General features: G+C 58.7%; 13 protein-coding genes. 8 read left to right on the top strand and 5 right to left on the bottom strand.

Going from position 1 to position 16202, the window contains the following annotated elements:
• The first annotated feature begins 52 nt into the window (after positions 1–52).
• The 4 genes from ACWFSR_RS06215 to ACWFSR_RS06200 are packed head-to-tail and all read left to right on the top strand — an operon-like array spanning position 53 to position 4440.
• On the top strand, positions 53–1033 hold the full coding sequence (locus ACWFSR_RS06215) for an ABC transporter permease (RefSeq protein WP_447523348.1): 981 nt from the start codon (positions 53–55) through the stop codon (positions 1031–1033).
• 48 nt (positions 1034–1081) lie between these two features.
• Positions 1082–2083 (top strand): substrate-binding domain-containing protein, encoded by a 1002-nt coding sequence (locus ACWFSR_RS06210; RefSeq protein ID WP_447523347.1) that lies wholly within the window; start codon positions 1082–1084, stop codon positions 2081–2083.
• Positions 2084–2098: 15 nt separating this feature from the next.
• Complete coding sequence (locus ACWFSR_RS06205) at positions 2099–3613, top strand: sugar ABC transporter ATP-binding protein (protein WP_447523346.1); 1515 nt, start codon at positions 2099–2101, stop codon at positions 3611–3613.
• A 29-nt stretch (positions 3614–3642) separates the two neighbouring features.
• Positions 3643–4440 carry a cyclase family protein gene (locus ACWFSR_RS06200; RefSeq protein ID WP_447523345.1) on the top strand — a complete coding sequence of 266 codons (798 nt, stop codon included), beginning with the start codon at positions 3643–3645 and terminating at the stop codon, positions 4438–4440.
• Positions 4441–4525: 85 nt separating this feature from the next.
• Here the strand turns inward: ACWFSR_RS06200 and ACWFSR_RS06195 are convergent, their stop codons facing one another.
• Positions 4526–5326 (bottom strand): SDR family NAD(P)-dependent oxidoreductase, encoded by an 801-nt coding sequence (locus tag ACWFSR_RS06195; protein WP_197110047.1) that lies wholly within the window; start codon positions 5324–5326, stop codon positions 4526–4528.
• Between the two features lie 156 nt (positions 5327–5482).
• Here ACWFSR_RS06195 and ACWFSR_RS06190 point away from each other — a divergent pair, with 156 nt between their 5' ends.
• Positions 5483–5698: a hypothetical protein gene (locus tag ACWFSR_RS06190; protein ID WP_447523344.1), complete on the top strand. Its 216-nt coding sequence runs from the start codon at positions 5483–5485 to the stop codon at positions 5696–5698.
• Positions 5699–5725: 27 nt separating this feature from the next.
• Positions 5726–6580, top strand: coding sequence for a carbohydrate kinase family protein (locus tag ACWFSR_RS06185; RefSeq protein WP_447523343.1), 855 nt, complete (start codon positions 5726–5728; stop codon positions 6578–6580).
• Here the strand turns inward: ACWFSR_RS06185 and ACWFSR_RS06180 are convergent.
• The 3 genes from ACWFSR_RS06180 to ACWFSR_RS06170 form a co-directional block, all read right to left on the bottom strand.
• Complete coding sequence (locus ACWFSR_RS06180; protein ID WP_197105436.1) at positions 6550–7848, bottom strand: MFS transporter; 1299 nt, start codon at positions 7846–7848, stop codon at positions 6550–6552. The genes ACWFSR_RS06185 and ACWFSR_RS06180 overlap by 31 nt on opposite strands.
• The gene (locus ACWFSR_RS06175; protein ID WP_447523342.1) at positions 7848–8384 is read right to left on the bottom strand and encodes an ArsR/SmtB family transcription factor; all 537 of its coding nucleotides are present in this window, start codon (positions 8382–8384) and stop codon (positions 7848–7850) included. Before ACWFSR_RS06175 ends, ACWFSR_RS06180 begins: the two co-directional genes overlap by 1 nt.
• Before the next feature lie 78 nt (positions 8385–8462).
• The gene (locus ACWFSR_RS06170; RefSeq protein WP_447523341.1) at positions 8463–9908 is read right to left on the bottom strand and encodes a threonine/serine ThrE exporter family protein; all 1446 of its coding nucleotides are present in this window, start codon (positions 9906–9908) and stop codon (positions 8463–8465) included.
• Positions 9909–10110: 202 nt separating this feature from the next.
• Between ACWFSR_RS06170 and ACWFSR_RS06165 the strand changes: the two genes are divergently transcribed.
• Together ACWFSR_RS06165 and ACWFSR_RS06160 are read left to right on the top strand one after the other, a co-directional pair.
• A complete protein-coding gene (locus ACWFSR_RS06165; RefSeq protein ID WP_447523340.1) occupies positions 10111–11070 on the top strand; it encodes a DUF368 domain-containing protein in 960 nt (319 codons plus the stop codon).
• 541 nt (positions 11071–11611) lie between these two features.
• Positions 11612–14536, top strand: a complete 2925-nt coding sequence (locus tag ACWFSR_RS06160; protein ID WP_447523339.1) for an NACHT domain-containing protein — start codon at positions 11612–11614, stop codon at positions 14534–14536.
• Positions 14537–15057: 521 nt separating this feature from the next.
• Here ACWFSR_RS06160 and ACWFSR_RS06155 read toward each other — a convergent pair.
• On the bottom strand, positions 15058–16161 hold the full coding sequence (locus ACWFSR_RS06155) for a PIN domain-containing protein (RefSeq protein ID WP_447523338.1): 1104 nt from the start codon (positions 16159–16161) through the stop codon (positions 15058–15060).
• Between the last annotated feature and the right edge of the window lie 41 nt (positions 16162–16202).

The following is a 16202-nucleotide window of genomic DNA, read 5'->3' as shown; positions in this document are numbered from 1 at the left end:
CCCTGGAGACAATGATGACTCTCAACATCAACCCAACCGCTGGACTGTCAGCGTGACCGCGACCGTAGCCGAGCAGCGAACGCCGCGCTCGGGGTGGAGCAAGTTTGTGGCCACGTATCGTATCGAGGCAGCAATGTTGGGCGCACTTGTCCTGCTCGCTGTTGTCTTGACGATCATTGAGCCGCGCTTCTTGTCGTCGTCGAATATGCAGAACATCCTGTCGCAGGTGATGGTGCTCGGCATTATCGCGATCGGTCAAACGTTGGTGGTTCTCACCGGCGGCATTGACTTGTCGGTCGGCGGCATCGCCGCAGTTTCTATCGTGGTGGGCGGCTTGGTTATGCCGAGTGCTGGCGTTCTCGTTGGCGTGAGCGTGATGTTGCTCGTCGGCCTCTTAGCGGGGCTGGTCAACGGCATCCTCGTCGCCTACGTCAAGCTCGCCCCATTCATTGTGACGCTCGGGATGATGTCGATCACTGCGTCACTGGCGTACGTGCTTTCTGATGGCCGTTCCATCTTCAACCTGCCGGATGCCTTCGCATTCTTCGGCAAGGGAAACATCGCCGGCATCAAGTTTTATGTCATCGTCTTCGTCGTCCTTTATGTTGCGGCTCACTTCTTCTTGACACGAAGCAAGCCGGGTCGTTTCATCTATGCAATCGGCTCCAACCCTGAGGCTGCTCGCCTGTCGGGTATTCGGGTTTCCTTTTATCAGGTGATCCCCTACGCCGTCACTGGCCTGCTCTGCGCTTTGGCAATGACGATCGAGTCGTCGAGGCTCGGCACCATCGACCCCAACACCGGTAGCGGCTTCGAGTTGACCACGATCGCGGCGGTCGTTATCGGCGGCGCTTCGCTCATGGGAGGCAAGGGCAGCGTGCTCGGAACCCTGATCGGAATCTTCTTGATCGGCGTTCTTCAGAACGGCCTCAACATCATCGGCGTCAATGCGTTCTGGCAGGGCACGGCGTTGGGAACCGTCATTATCCTCGCCGTCGTTCTCGACCGAGTAGTTCGCGTTCGCAAACGCTAATTTTTCACCCGCACAAACACAGCAACACACACATATCAAAGGAGAATCATGCGTGTAACTAAACCCTTCATCGCCGCAGCGGCAATGGCAGCGTCAGCACTGGTGCTGTCCGGCTGTTCCATCGATGGAGCTGACTCAAGCGGTGCTAGCCCCGAGCTCACGGTTGCGGGGTGTGAGGCCTCGAACGTCGCCTACATCACCTCCGCCACGAGCGTCGCATTCTGGCGTTCGCTTTCGGTCGGCATCCAGGATGCAGCTGCAGAAGCTAGCGCTGAGGTCACGGTCTATGACTCAGACAACAGCCAAAGCAAGCAGCTTCAGAATGCTCAGGATGCGATCACTGCTGGCGTTGACGCCATCATCTTGTCGCCCACCGACACAGCCTCGGCTCCAGCCGTGCTCGACGCAGCTTCTGCTGCCGGCGTTCCGGTCATCATCGCTGACATCGGCACGGACAGTGGCGATTACGTCTCACTCATCAAGACCGACAACGTTGCTGCAGCGGAGGGCGCTGGCGAAGAACTCGTCGCAGCCCTTCAGGCAGCAGGCTTCGACGAGGGCGAAGTAGGCATCATCGGCATCTCGCAGACTCGCCAAAACGGTAAGGACCGCACCGAAGGGTTCTCGGGCCCGATCGAAGCAGCGGGTTACACCATTGTTCCCCTGCTCGAGTCGGCTGATTACACCCGTTCAGAAAGCCTCGGCTTCACTCAGGACCTCTTAGCCGGACACCCCGACCTTCTCGGTATCTTCACTGAGCACGACGAAGCAACTCAGGGTGCGCTGACCGCAATCGATGGAGCAGAAACTCCCATCGTTGTCGGCTTCGACGGCAGCCCTGACACTCTGGCATCCATCAAAGCGGGCGACGTAGCCGCTGCAGCAATGCAGCAGCCGGTACTGATGGGCCAAGAAGCATTCACCGCCGCGTGCAGCTTCTTGGATGGCGAAAGCGTTGATGCAGAAATCAGCGTAGAAACGATCCTGGTCACGACTGAGAACGTGCTCGCCATCGAAGACCAAGTACAAGACACCGTCTTCAAAGAATAGACATCGAGAACTGGCATGACTGTTAACATTCCGCTCCTCGAAGCTTCGGGGATTCAGAAGAGCTACGGTGCCACGCGCGCTCTGGCCGGTGTCAACTTTGACATCGGCCGGGGCGAGGTCGTCGCGCTGGTCGGAGAGAATGGCGCCGGCAAGTCAACGCTCGGCAAGATTCTTGCTGGCGCGACTGAGATGGATGAGGGCACGGTTTCCGTGAACGGCAAGCCAGTCTTGTTCCGCTCAACTAAGGACGCTCTCGACCACGGTGTTGCGATCGTTCTGCAAGAGTTCAATCTCATTCCTGAGATGACTGTGGCAGAGAACTTGTTTCTCACTCGCCCCTCTGGGTACCGCTGGGGTTGGTGGAAGAGCCGCAAGTCGCAGGTTGACCAGGCGTCGCACGCTATTGCTGACGCCTACATGGATTTCGGTATTGATCCCGAAGCGCTGGTGTCTGAGCTGAGTGTGGCCCAGCAGCAGATCGTCGAGATCATCCGTTCACTTTCGGTGGATGCTCAACTCTTCATTCTCGATGAGCCCTCCGCCGCTCTGGGCCGCCGCGAGACAGATTCGCTGCTTCAGCTCATTCGTCGTCTTCGCGAAGATGGCCGTTCGGTCATCATCGTCACGCACCGTCTTGATGAGGTTTATGCGGTTGCTGACCGCATCTTCGTTCTTCGCGATGGCGTAGCGCGCGGAGAGTTTGATCCTGCCACCACCAGTACCGACGATCTCATTGCGGCAATGGTGGGTCGTGCGCTCGATAAGGAGATGCACGAAGCACGTACCATCCAGGTTCCAGGTGAAGCTGTGCTCACGGTCGACAAACTTGTCGTTCAGGGCACGTCATCCGAGTGCTCATTTCAGGTTCGCCGCGGCGAAATTGTGGGTGTCGCGGGGCTCGTGGGTTCCGGCCGCACTGAGCTGATTCGCGCTATTTTCGGTGCAGACCCGGCCATGAGCGGAACGGTTGCTTTGGGTGGCACGTCGGGTGTCATCCGCTCGCCGCTTGCAGCCGTGCGCGCCGGTGCTGCCATGGTTTCTGAAGACCGCAAGACTCTTGGTCTCCACACCGCGCTCACCATTCACGACAATGTGGTGCTCTCCTATTTGGCGAAGCACGGCAAGTTTTGGCTTAACCGCAAGAAACTTGACGCGGATGTCGCCCAGCAGGTCGATGATCTGCGCATCAAGATCGGCGGAAGCTGGCTAGAAGCGGGTGTGCTCAGTGGCGGTAACCAGCAGAAAGTTGTGTTGGCGAAGTGGCTGCTGTCGAAGCCGGATCTGCTGATTCTGGATGAACCGACGCGAGGAATCGACGTGGGTGCTCGGGCCGAGTTCTACCGTGTGGTTGACGATCTTGTCGCTCAAGGCATGGCGGTGCTGATGGTATCGTCCGAGATGCCTGAAGTGCTGGCGCTCTCTGACCGCGTGCTTGTGATGAGCAAGGGCGCAATTGTCACCGAGCTCACCAGAGAAGAAGCGACCGAGGAACGAATTCTGTCCTTCACCGAGGTAATGGCCACCGCGTAAGCGCTGGCCCCGAAGAGAACGGATGCCCCATGGCTTTCCCTACCGGCACAATTGTTGATCTCACCCTTCTTCTGGCAGAGGAACTCCCCTGCACGTGGCCGGGCCACATGCCCTATCAACAGAAGACGTTCAACTTCTTTGAAGACGGCGGATCCACCGAGGCACACCTGCAATCTCATTGCGGCAGCTACCAAACGCGGTGGCTCCTCATTGACGAGCACACGGGAACCCATATGGATGCGCCTGCGCACTTCCTGCCGGGTTCCCACACCGGCATCGACGGAGCATCCGAGGTCGGCGACATCACTGCAGAACATGTTCCCCTGGAGCAGTTGATGGGCCCCGCCGTCGTAATCGACGTCGAGTTCTTGGTGGATGCCGAGATGGCGCCCGGCGTCAGCCCGGCGATCACAGCAGACCACATCCGGGATTTCGAGCGGGAGCACGGCGAGATCGCTGCTGGCGATATTGTGCTGTTTCGCGCCCGCTGGGATGAAAAGCACTATCGCGCTGGCCTCGACGGACGCGCGTACGCGCACAACGGCGTCATTCTCAAAACAGGTCCAGCCTGGCCCGCCCCGATCGCAGAAACGCTCGACTACCTGATCTCCAAGGGTGTGCGCTGTGTCGGCACCGACGGCCCCAGCATGGGATCTGCGCACGACGGCGGCGGCGTTCACCTCGCGGGCCTCGGCAACGGTGCAGTATTCATCGAAGCTCTCGGCCACCTCGGCGCACTGCCGACCCGTGGCGCAGACTTCGTGTTCGCACCGCTCAAGGTTGCGCGCGGCACCGGCGCGCCGGGGCGCGCGTTCGCGTTCGTCTAGACCAGCACTCGGCTACGCCGACAGAGTTTCGAGGGGCACCAGAAATACGGCACCCCTCGAAACGGTTCTGGCTAGATGCTTCTGACTAGATGCTGTTGTGGTCCTTTACTGCCGCTTCCATGTCGGCAAGCCCTGGTGCCATAGCGGCATCGACGGCGAGGGGGTTGGATGCGTTGAGCTCCTGCATTCCGCGGCCGTCGGGTGCCGATGCGTTGATCTCGTGCTCGTCTGAGGCAAGTCCGGTCATGACCTGAGCGACGACGTCAGAAACGGGGCGGCGCTCCCAGTCAGCGTTCTGGCTGCTCATCATCTCGGTGTCGGTGGCGCCGGGGTAAACCGTGGCCACGTGCACGCCAGTGCCGTGGAGTTCGCGACGCATCGCTTCACCGAACGCGGCGAGGCCAGACTTGGTGGCCGCATAGACGGCGTAGAACGGCATCGCTACAAGGGCGATCTCGCTCGAGATATTCAGGATGAGGCTTCCGTTGGCAGAACCGCTGGTGCGAAGCTGCGGCAACAGTGCCTGCGTAAGCAGCACCGGTGCGGTGAGGTTGAGGTCGATCATCGCGGTGGCTTCTGCTGCGGTGGACTCTTCGAGTCGGCCGGCACGCACGTTTCCGGCGTTGTTCACGAGAAGGTCAATGGTGTCCCACGACTTCACGGCGTCAGCAACGTTCTGTGCGCCATCCGCCTGGCCGAGGTCCTGAACCAGAATTTCGGATGTTCCACCGGCGTTTTTTACGAGGTCGGCAGTCTCCTGCAGGGTGGCTTCCTTGCGGCCAACGAGCAGCAGGTGTGCACCCTTGGCAGCGAATTCGAGGGCGATAGCCTGACCAATTCCTTGGCCAGCTCCGGTGATGATTCCGCGACGGTTGTTGAGATCCATTGTGGGGATCCTTCCTATTGTGGGGACGGGTCGCGAGGGCGACCCGGAAACAAACTCTCGTTATGTACCGAACGGTACCATAAACATCTGGCCGCTCTCCGAATAGGTCGGTATTCTGTTCCTCACACAATGACGTGCAACGGAAAAGAGGAGCTCATGCCTTACTTCACCGTAAATAAAAACGCCCAGCCCAACTCCGGCGACCACGAAGTTCATGATTTAGCTTCGACTCGAGGCTGTCTGCCCAGTGTCGACAATCGCACCGATCTTGGCGAGTTCGCCTCGTGCAGCGATGCTGTTACTGCCGCGAAGAGCCAGTACCCGAAAGTCAACGGCTGCTACTGGTGCGCGATCACCTGCCACACGACCTAACACTGCTCGCGCCAGTACTGTGTGACCATGCCGAACCGCATCCTCATTTCTGGCCCCGTGTCGTGGAACAGCATCGTCTATCTCGATCACTTGCCCGAACCTCGCCCGCACATGCAGTTTGCGCTAGAAGATTTCGAGACTGTCGGCGGCACCTCCGCCGGTAAGGCTCTGCACCTAGCCGGGTTGGGCCGAAGGGTCAGCTGCCTTACGGCGGCGGGTGATGATGCGGCGTCTATCCGGCTACGCGCGGTGTTGGAATCGGCGGGGATTGAGCTGCTGTGCGCCACCGTTCCCGGCGCCAGTGAACGCCATCTGAATCTGATGACGAAGGCCGGTGAGCGAGTGTCGCTCTACCTGTCGACCCCCGCTTTCATCGAGCCGGATGTCGCGCAGTTTCGCGCGCTGGCCGAAGGTGCGGAGGCGCTTGTTCTGGACCTATCGGAGACCTCTCGAGCGCTTCTCCCCGAGGCTGTGGCATCGGGTATCCCTATTTGGACCGATCTCCACGATTACGACGGCCGGTCAGATTTTCACGAACCGTTCGTTCAGGCAGCGTCGCACCTCTTCATGAACGCCGATGGGATGCCGGACCCGCTGCCTTTCATGCGCGATCGGGTGAACGCGGGAGCGACGGTGGTCGTGTGCACGCTAGGTGCCGAGGGAGCTATGGCGCTCGACGCCGATGGACTCCACCGAGTGGATGCCGTACCTGCCGAAATCCGCGACACAAACGGTGCCGGTGACGCATTCTTCGCAGGCTTTCTGCACGCAACACTGTCGGGCGCCGACACGGATGGGGCACTCGCTACGGCAGCCTCGCAGGCGGTAGTCGCGCTCGAGTCGAAGCACCTTCATCCGTGCGTTGAGAACGCGCTTGGGTAGTCTTCGATTTTCTTCGCCGAAGCCTGCCCTCGCGGCCATGATTCAGCAAACGCCTTCCACAGCATCGGCAGAAGCAGGGCCGAAATGACCAACAAGACACCGCCGAACACTAGAAAAACAGTCGGCGCATCGGTAGCCGTCGCCAAAAGCCCTGCGAGCCCAGCGCCCACAGGAAGCGCGATACGAGCCAGCACTAGGTAGGTGCTGCTAACACGGCCTAGCATGTGCGGTTCGACGGTGGCCTGCCGGATGGTGATGGTCATCACATTCCACACCGTGACGGCTGCACCGTTGAATGCAAGCAATACCGATGCGAGCCAGAGGTCACGTGTCCAGGTGAGGGCGATGATCGAGACCCCGCTAACGAAAACGGAAATGGCTGCAGCGCCTGGCGCGCCTAGTCCCCGAATGACCTGAATCGCGATGCGTGAACCGGCTAAGGAGCCGACTGCAGCCAGAGCCAGCATGATGCCGAACCCGATCTCGCCAGATTGCAAGTCGCGCAGCGCGTAGATCGCGGCAACTCCCCAAAACGCTCCGGACACTCCTGCCCATACCGCCAAGAGTAAGGACATGACGCTAAGCAGTCGAGAGTGCATCACTACGCGAATCCCCTCGGCCAGCTCCTCGAAGAAATCCCGGAGGCGCCCTCGCCGAAGCACTCGATGCGGCACAGCAGTTTCGGGCGCACCCTCCACTTCGCCCAGCGACACCAACGCAAGGGAAGCGGCAGCCAGCACCAGCACGTTCGCGAGTATCGGCAGTGGTTGAGCCACTGCGAACAGAATCCCGCCCAGCGCCCGCCCGACGAACATCTCGCCGACAATCTGGCCGGATTGCAGGTCAGAGTTCGCGCGTCCCAGATTGTCCGCAGCCACCAACCGGGGAAGGATCGCGTGTGATGCTGGATCCGAAACCGCCTCCCCCACCCCATACAGGAACGCGGCCGCGCACAGCATCGGGATATCGAGCGCCTCAAGGGCTATCGCGACCGCCACGACCGCCAACACGACCGCGCGCCCCGCCTGAGAGAACGCGATCAGCCGTCGCTTCCTTACCCGGTCTACGAAGACTCCGGCAACCTGCCCAAAGAGCAGCGCCGGCACGTACGTGAATACGGTCACCAACGCAATGAGTGTAGGGTTCTCGGTTACTTGAGTCGCCAGCAAGGGCAGTGCGACGAGACGGATGCCGTCGCCCACGTTGGTCGCAGTGACGGCGCCCCAGAAGACCCAGAACGGTCGCCCTTGCTTCTGCCCGCTGGACACTATTCGCTTCTCGTCGGACTGCCTACCGAATAGGTGAATGCGCCGAGCGAGACAATATCTCCGCCGTCGACCTCCAGCTGCCGGATGGATGCCAGTGCACTCTCCAGCAGGGCGACTGCGGCTTCTTTGCCAGCAGCATCCAACCTCACCTGCGAGACGAACAGTCGCTGGGACTGGCTTGCTTCCATCTGCGTTGCCAAGGCCCGGAGCACCGCGGGTCGGGCACCCGGTTCGCTGCCATCAGGATCGCCGTCAATGGACGGTGCCGTGATCCCCCAGAGTTGCTGTCGTCCGCCCCGAACCGTGCGCTCACCAACCTGGCGCACAATGCTGGCATGCTCGAGCACGCGCAAGTGGTAACTAATGCTGCCCTTGTGAAGCCCTAATTCGGTCGCGAGCTCGGCCATAGTCCACTCGCGGTCTCGCAGCAGCCGAAGCATGTCGAGCCTTGCAGCGTTGGCAAGGGCGCGCAGGTCGCCCGTGCCGGATGAATCGTCAGCCGGAACAGAGGCCGTGCCATCTACCGAATTCGTCATCTCATTAGTGTCAACGAGTGTCGACACTAATGTCAAGAAATTGTGGACAAGCCCATTCGCGCGACGGCGAGGGCACCGCTACCGCGGCGTCCGCGACCGCTTCAACGCCGCCATTGCCGCGCGGTCGAACCCGAAGGTACGGCGAGCAACGAATCCACCGATGGTCGTTCCGGCAGCCAAGCCGAGCCCGGTCGCGAGTGCCATGACCATCGAGGGCAGCGCATCGGTGACGCCGAACTCAGAATCCATGAGCGCGTAAATACCCCGGTACAAAGCAAGACCAGGGAGCAACGCAATAATGCCGACCATGTTGGTGGCGCCTTCTGGCACTTTCAGCCAGCGGTAGAGAAGGTAGCTCACGACGCCGGCCGCTGTTCCGGCAATGGCAGGAGCAAGCCCGGGCGACGACGCCAAGGGCAGCACGAACCAGTAGACGGCGTACACGAGGGCGGCACCCATCGCCATGATCGGGAGCAACCGCATCCGCACATAAGAAGCAAGGGCGAAGCCGACGGCGATGATGGCCGAGCCGACCATTCCCGAGACGACACTGCGGCTGTCCCCCAGCGTGTCACCGATCGCCACCGGGATTCCTAGGCGCAACGAGATGCTGAGCACGATCGAGATACCGACAGCAAGGCCGAGCGTCATCATGATGACCTCCATGCCGCGAGCCGTGGCGGTGACGTAGTAGCCGCCGATCGCGTCACTCGCCGCAGACGTGAGGCCGACACCGGACAGCAGCATGATGATTCCGGAGATCACAATCACGGTCGGGCTGTTCGATCCGGGAATATCGATCCCGATTGACCGCAGCCAAAACATGAACACCGCAATGACGCTGATGACGCCGGCAGCGGCCATCTGCGCGAAGAAAGCGGGGACCGACAAACGTTCAAGACGACGCGTCAGTACATCAGAGAGGGCGGCGGATATTGCAGCCACAAGAACCAGCACAAAGCTGGCGCCGAAGATCACAACAACACCTGCCGCGAGTATGCCCTTGCCGGCGGTGACGACCCAGCGTCGGTAGGGATGCGGTGTGGTGAGGATCGCGCCCAGCTCCTCGCGGGTCTCATCCACATCCCCCGGGCCGTCGGGCCCAGTGATCACATCGATGAGCCAGTACACGTTCTGCAGCCGCGTGTAGTCAATGGTGCGCACTTTTACGATGCGCATGATCGACATGGGGTCTTCGTTCATCCCGCGGTGTATCGAAACGGTGAGCGACGTAAAGGTGATGTCGACGTGCATTCCGGTAACGCCATAGGCGGTGCTGATGCGCAGCACGGTAGCCACAACGTCAGCAGCGGATGCTCCGGTCGCGAGCATCGCTTCGCCCGCGCGCAAACAGAGGTCGATGACCGAGCGCGCGTGACGCTGGGACAGCTGATGTTCGCTCCCCGGCAACGACAAGAGTTGAGTGGGCGCAGTGTTGGAGCGCAGGGCTCCCCCGGCCATGGTGATGAGGGATCGACTGATCCGTTGCTGGAATGCGCGAAGTCGATTGTTGCCCGTAGTCACCCCTCTAGGCTACGGGCTGCAACATGGGAATCGGTCCGCGACGGGACCAATATCCACCGCCACCTCAACTAAATCGACTACTCTGCACGATGGTGAAAAAATCCACCGCTCCGGATGCCGCACCCTGCGTTTCAGCTCAGGGCGGGCTCCCCCAACAACTACGGCACGCACCACTAGCCAACGAAAAGAAAACGAGTAAGCGATGACCCGAGTTCACCCCGTCATACGCACTGTCGGTGATGCCTTTCGCGGCATGCTGATTGGCTTCGCTGAGATCGTTCCCGGCGTCAGTGGCGGAACCATCGGCCTCCTTGTCGGCGTCTACGACACGCTCATCGATGGCGCCGGGCACCTCGCCCGTGGTGTGGCGCTCACGATCGCCGACGGCATCCGTGGTCGCGGCTTCTCTCGCGCTGGCGCGCACTTCCGCTCAGTGCGTTGGAATGTCGTGTTGCCCATTGGTATCGGGATGCTCGCCGCCATCGTGATCGGCGCTGCGCTGCTCGCTCCCCTGATCGAGCAATACCCCACCGGTACCCGCGCTGTCTCTGCCGGACTCATCGCCGCGTCACTCATCGTGCCCGCCCGCATGGTTGGTGGGCGTTGGACGTTCCCCGAGGTTCTGATCGGCCTCCTGGCCGCCGGTGTCGCTGTTGCGCTCACGGGCTTGCCGCGTGGCGGGGATGCGGATCCCACGCTCATCATCGTCTCGCTCGCTGCGGCCCTCGCGGTGTGCGCCCTCGTGCTGCCCGGAGTTTCGGGCTCCTACCTGCTGCTGATCCTCGGCATGTATGCGCCGACTCTCGCAGCCGTGAACGACCGCAACTTCGGCTACCTCGGCGCCTTCGCCCTCGGCGCCATCATCGGCCTAGGCCTCTTCGTCTCGGGCCTGCAGTGGCTCCTCAAGAACCGCCGCCGCGTCACCCTCGTCATCATGACCGGCCTCATGCTTGGCTCGCTGCGCGCTCTCTGGCCCTGGCAGACAGAGTCCGGCGAAGTACTCGCGCCCGAATCTGACTTCGGAGTCGTGCTGCTACTCATCGCCGTCGGTGCCGCGGTCGTGCTGGGCATCATCGCCGCAGAAGCTGCGCTCACGAAGCGGCGGATGCTCTCGCCAGAGATCGTGCCTGATCCGGAGCCGCGTTCAGACATCCCCAAGTAGACCCACGGCTTCTTGGTTGTTCGGATTCACTCGTGCTACTAGTGATATCAGACGCGAACCCACTCGAGAAAGGGTCGACGGATGTCGCCAATCCAACGGAACCATCCGGAAGCTCCTCTTCGCCCAGAGCAGCATTATTGATCGGCGAGACAAGCCCGTCGTGTTTCGGACCGAGTCCGACAACAGCGAAATCCAGGGCATAAGCAAGCGAATCATCGTCGCTACTTTGGGCTCTTGTCAGTGGCGATCGAACTGAGTGAGATCACACGCCTGCCATACGCCACCCACAACGAGCCACCTGCAACCAGATGGCTCGTTCGCAAAACTTAAAGGCTCTGGACGATGATCTCGCAAAAGTTGCATCCCTCCGGGTGTAAGAGGCGCAGGCCTGTGCACCGCGGATGAAACGAGCTGCTTGACCTAGCCTTTCCGAACAACATCCGGGAGCGTTCTCGCCGTGTGCCGGCTGGGGACATATCTATTCGCGTCAGTTCGGGCTGCTATGGATGGATCGGGGGCTTTACCTCATATGGTTGGCTCTATGACTGTTGAAATCGCTGCCCTGTTCGTAGGATCGCTCTCTGCCGCGACTTCGATTCTCAACGAAATTAGGAGGAAGCGGGATTCGGCCGCAGATCGCGGCTTGCTAACCGCTCTCTATGGACTGGATATGTCTGTTGCGCTCCATGGGATTTCAGACGTAGCGCTCGCGGAGCGAATGCGCGGCGCCATGACTAACAGTCATGCCCGAACTGTATTTTCGGATATTCAGATAAAGCGATTGTTGTCCGAGCTAGTGCTCACAACCGTCGTGGAGGACCAAGATTCGGCAGCTGCGTCGATTCGAGTGCTCGTCACAACACGTACGCAGTTCCTCCTGCAAGGCCAAGTCTCTGACGATGATTCCGAGTATTTTGCACACGGTCTCGTGTCACTTATGGATCAGTATTGCAAGCAACTGCTCGACGCTGCACTTGAGATCTCACCCGACGCAGTCATAAAGATGCAGAGCTTGAACGTTGCCAAGCGAACGCAAGCAATCCTCTTGCGCGTGTCAGAACAAGCCGATGCTGTGGCCCGAATTCTTGCTCCCGACAACCTTCAAGAACGTGAAGGATTCTATTCGGAGTATAAGAAGATCTGCGCGGAAGTCCATGGCGCGATCCAGCCTCCGGACTTCGAGACTAATCAGCGAATCCCCCTCAAGGACCTTTACGTTGGCCCAGCAATCTTCAAGCTCGCAGACGATGAAATCGACAGCCAGCTCACAATCGACGAGTTGCTCGATTCGCTCGACCGGACTGTTGTGCTCGGGGATCCTGGGGGAGGGAAATCAACTCTGTCGAATTATGTGGCGACGATGTGCTGCGAAGGGAATAACAGTCCTATCCCCTACCATTTGACGCTCCGCGAATTTGCCCCGTTCGCAGACTCGCTTTCGATTCTCCAGTTTATTGAAAGACAACTTCCTTCGCGGTACCAGATCGAGCCGCCAGAAGGCGCGGTTGCAGACACGCTGTTGGCAGGCGAGGCAGTGGTCATTTTCGACGGGCTCGACGAACTAATTGATCCGTCGAAACGACGCGCCATCACGGCTGCAGTTGAGACTTTTGGGATCAGATACCCGCTTACGCGAATCTTGGTGACGTCGCGACGAGTCGGCTATGAGCAAGCGAGATTGGATCCCGCTATTTTTCAATTGTTCAAAATCGACGGTTTCAGCAGGAGCCATGTAGCCGAGTATGTGCAGAAGTGGTTTTCTTCACAGACGGGGTATTCGGATGAAGAAGCGCACCGACTCTCGGCTCAGTTCATGACCCAGAGCAACACAGTCGCTGATTTATCTTCGAACCCTTTGATGCTCTCCCTCATGTGCATTATCTTTCGTGGCGAGAGCTTTATTCCTCGAAATCGGCCAGCAGTTTACGAAAAATGCGCCAATTTGCTTTTCGAGAAATGGGATGGCCATCGCCAAATCGAGGTCCCGCTGAGAGCTCGCGATCACGTCGATGCCGCAATGAAGCACATCGCGCACCTTTATCTAGTGAGTGGGGCCAGTGATCGGGGCATCACTCGGGTTGATTTGGTCCGCGAGATGACGAGCTACTTATTCCCTCGAGCGATGGAAACGCTAGAAGCAGCAGAACGCGCCGCAGAGGAATTCGTTGATTTCTGCGCGGGCCGCGCATGGGTCTTCTCAGATGCAGGAACTACCGCAACTGGAGAGCCAATATTCACCTTTACCCATAGGACCTTTATGGAGTACTTCGCCGCTGTTCATCTTGTGCGCACTTGCGACACCCCCGAAAAGCTCGCGCGGACCCTGCTACCTCGAATCGCCCGAGAGGAATGGGACGTCGTTGCGCAGCTCGCAGTGCAGCAGTGTGATAAATCTCACGATCAAGGGACCGAGCGAGCTCTGCGCGCGATACTTTACGATCCGCGGAAGCGAACACCAGAAAATAGAGGACGAATTCTCGATTTCGTAGCACGTTGTTGCCAGTTTGCCGTCTTCTCACCCGCGCTGATGCGGGAAATTTCTGCCGCATGCCTAGACTACTTTTTGACGGCTAAAGTTCAGTCAGACGGCAGATTTGATTTTCTGCATCCATGGTTAGCCCTCCAGTCTTCTGTGGTGGACGAGCAGGTCTCCCTCGCGGTAAGAGCCCAAAACGACTTGTTTCTTGAAGTGCTTTCGAACCCAGATGACCCTCGAATCACCAATGCAACTTACTTAAGTTTCTTAGGCCTCATCCGTCGTTTCAACGGCCGTATGCACGTTGAACGAAACCGTTCGTCAGAGTGGGACGACATGTTCACAGGTCTCGTTGCGCGGGGACTGGATCCAATCGAGGAGACTCTCGAATCGAATCCTGAATTCTGGATCTATCTCATTCTTGGTGCGGTCGTCCCGCCAAGCGAAGCGCTAGCTGCGATGCGCGCATCGGGGCTCTCTTTTTCCGAGATGTATTTCAAGACGCCAGCTCTAGAGAAACAAGACATCGCGGACCACAGTTTGGTGGCGATACTTCATTCGGTTGTTTCTCGCAACGAGAGCTGGATGCGTGTGGCTGACTTAGATATCTTGATTCATGTCGCCAGCGAATTTCTTGAAGACTACTCGAACGTGACCAGCGTAACCATCCCTGAGAGCTACTCCCCCGAGGAAGAATTCGGCTACTGGCAGCCGGTCATTCCAAGCCCAGAGTTCATGCGCGATAAGGAGCTACCCCAGACACTTGTCGATTTCATCCTGATTTCCGCGACTGCGATTTTTGAGCTACAGCGCGCAGAAGGCCCACGTTCAGAGATACGCATCGGCTCCGAATCCGGCTCGTCACTAGTGACTGTGCTCGAAAGTATGAAACCTTTAGCTTCGGCGACAGCCTTGGATTTCGCAACCAGGTGGCTCGCAGGTGACACCAACTTCTTTAATTCGGTCGTTGAGAATGTCAACGCGGTTTGAGCCGTGTCAAAGTGACGACTACACGACCAGAATCAGTTAGCGGCATCGTCGCCTAGTCCGGAAAGCTCGAACCACCGAGCTGCTAGCGTCTGGCGCGAAGACGAACGATACAGACGGCGGTCACAATGAGTCGCTGACGCCGAAACACGAAGGAGCAATCCTGAGTTCGCGCCGGTGATTCATTCACGCCGCACGGATATTCCATCGGAAGCGCTCGACAGGCCTTTTCGAAATGAGTCTTCACGAATTTAGGGTGAAATCTCAAGCCCACGAGGCGTTCCACTATCGCAACCTCCGGGGACGCGAGGGCGATCACACCCAGAGTGTTTAGTTCTATTGGCGGTCAATTCTGGTGGTTTTTCGCATGCACCGCTGCACTTCGCGATCTGTCAACTCGCTTTCCTGCCACCGTTTATCCTGCGCTACACCCGCAGTCGGAATCTTGAGGCGAACATCCCTCTCGAATAACCATTCCTATCGCACGCGCCCTCCCCCATCGGCCCAACGAGAACCTGGAGCTATTAGATTGTGATGTCCTCTGCTTGCTCAATCGCTAAGTCGAAGTCTTCAATCGTTTGCTTCGTAAAATCCGCACCCAGCGTAAACCGAATACGTCTCGACTCGCTGGCATGCATCATGTGGCTGTTCCAGTCACTTAGTACGTCAACACCACTCACGTCATAAACGGCGAGATCACTCTTGTAGACGTATCCGTCGATCGTGCAGTCAGTCTCGACCGTTACGCGCATAGCCATTTGGCCAGGTTCACCACTACTGAAAACTTCGAAGTTAACGGTACGGTCGTCAGGAAGAATTTCGTCAAACGTACCCCCCTCCAGCAATGTGTCAATCGGGCTGACTGTCATTCCCTCGCCGATGTACTCACCTATAGTCTCAGTAAGATCTTGCCCGTAAAGCTTTTCCAGAGCGCAGGCGGAGAGTTCGACAACTCGTTCTAAAGTGAGGCTCTCTTCAGCGACCCGAAGCATCTTCGCGAGCGGTTCGATCTCATCGTGGTGGAGCAATTCTGCGAGACTTTTCACGATGACCATTTTTTGCTTTGGTGAAATGTCGCTCTGCAAATGCGGATGCAACTGAAGATTGTCGTCGACGCAAAAGTCACTGTGATTCGCAGTCACGAAGATCAGCAGCGTTTCAGGGTCGTCGAGCCCGTTGCAGAGCTCACGGACGGTCTCCCAAAGAAGGGCGTCTCTGAAACCCTTCCCGCTCTCAGAAAAGGGTTTCCTAAAGTCGAGATCCCTGAATAGTACATCCGCGATCGGAATGTTCGGGAATGCCAAAACTTCTGCTTTCATGTCTTGAATGGCTTTCTCCCAAACACCATAGAACTCGGACCTGTCCATGACAGGCGGGTCATGAACGATGGGAGCGTCACCGACTTCACCAAGGATGCTGTTGAAGCCTTCTAGGGCATTCAGTAGCTTTGTTCGTTTCTCGGTAAACCTTTTCGCCCACTGCCTTGATAGCTCATGAAGGACGACGCTCGGGATCACTAATCGAACGTGCCCAGCCCGTGAAAGAGCCAAAACCTCTTTGCTATCCGCACGCGTCAACGCGTTCGGCCCAAACACCGCGTTGGTATCAAGGACTATTATCGGCTTCATCCCTGTAGCCTACTGAGGCTCTAGGCCCTGTCATATCGTTC

The organism is Salinibacterium sp. NYA9b (assembly GCF_976973725.1).
Note: the sequence above shows the minus strand (reverse complement) of the source record. Positions and strands in the feature narration are given on the sequence as shown.

Coding starts and splice junctions, on each gene's coding strand:
- ACWFSR_RS06155 (WP_447523338.1), bottom strand. CDS start 16,161: ATGAAGCCGATAATAGTCCTTGATACCAACGCGGTGTTTGGGCCGAAC.
- ACWFSR_RS06185 (WP_447523343.1), top strand. CDS start 5,726: ATGCCGAACCGCATCCTCATTTCTGGCCCCGTGTCGTGGAACAGCATC.
- ACWFSR_RS06210 (WP_447523347.1), top strand. CDS start 1,082: ATGCGTGTAACTAAACCCTTCATCGCCGCAGCGGCAATGGCAGCGTCA.
- ACWFSR_RS06205 (WP_447523346.1), top strand. CDS start 2,099: ATGACTGTTAACATTCCGCTCCTCGAAGCTTCGGGGATTCAGAAGAGC.
- ACWFSR_RS06195 (WP_197110047.1), bottom strand. CDS start 5,326: ATGGATCTCAACAACCGTCGCGGAATCATCACCGGAGCTGGCCAAGGA.
- ACWFSR_RS06160 (WP_447523339.1), top strand. CDS start 11,612: ATGACTGTTGAAATCGCTGCCCTGTTCGTAGGATCGCTCTCTGCCGCG.
- ACWFSR_RS06190 (WP_447523344.1), top strand. CDS start 5,483: ATGCCTTACTTCACCGTAAATAAAAACGCCCAGCCCAACTCCGGCGAC.
- ACWFSR_RS06200 (WP_447523345.1), top strand. CDS start 3,643: ATGGCTTTCCCTACCGGCACAATTGTTGATCTCACCCTTCTTCTGGCA.
- ACWFSR_RS06175 (WP_447523342.1), bottom strand. CDS start 8,384: ATGACGAATTCGGTAGATGGCACGGCCTCTGTTCCGGCTGACGATTCA.
- ACWFSR_RS06165 (WP_447523340.1), top strand. CDS start 10,111: ATGACCCGAGTTCACCCCGTCATACGCACTGTCGGTGATGCCTTTCGC.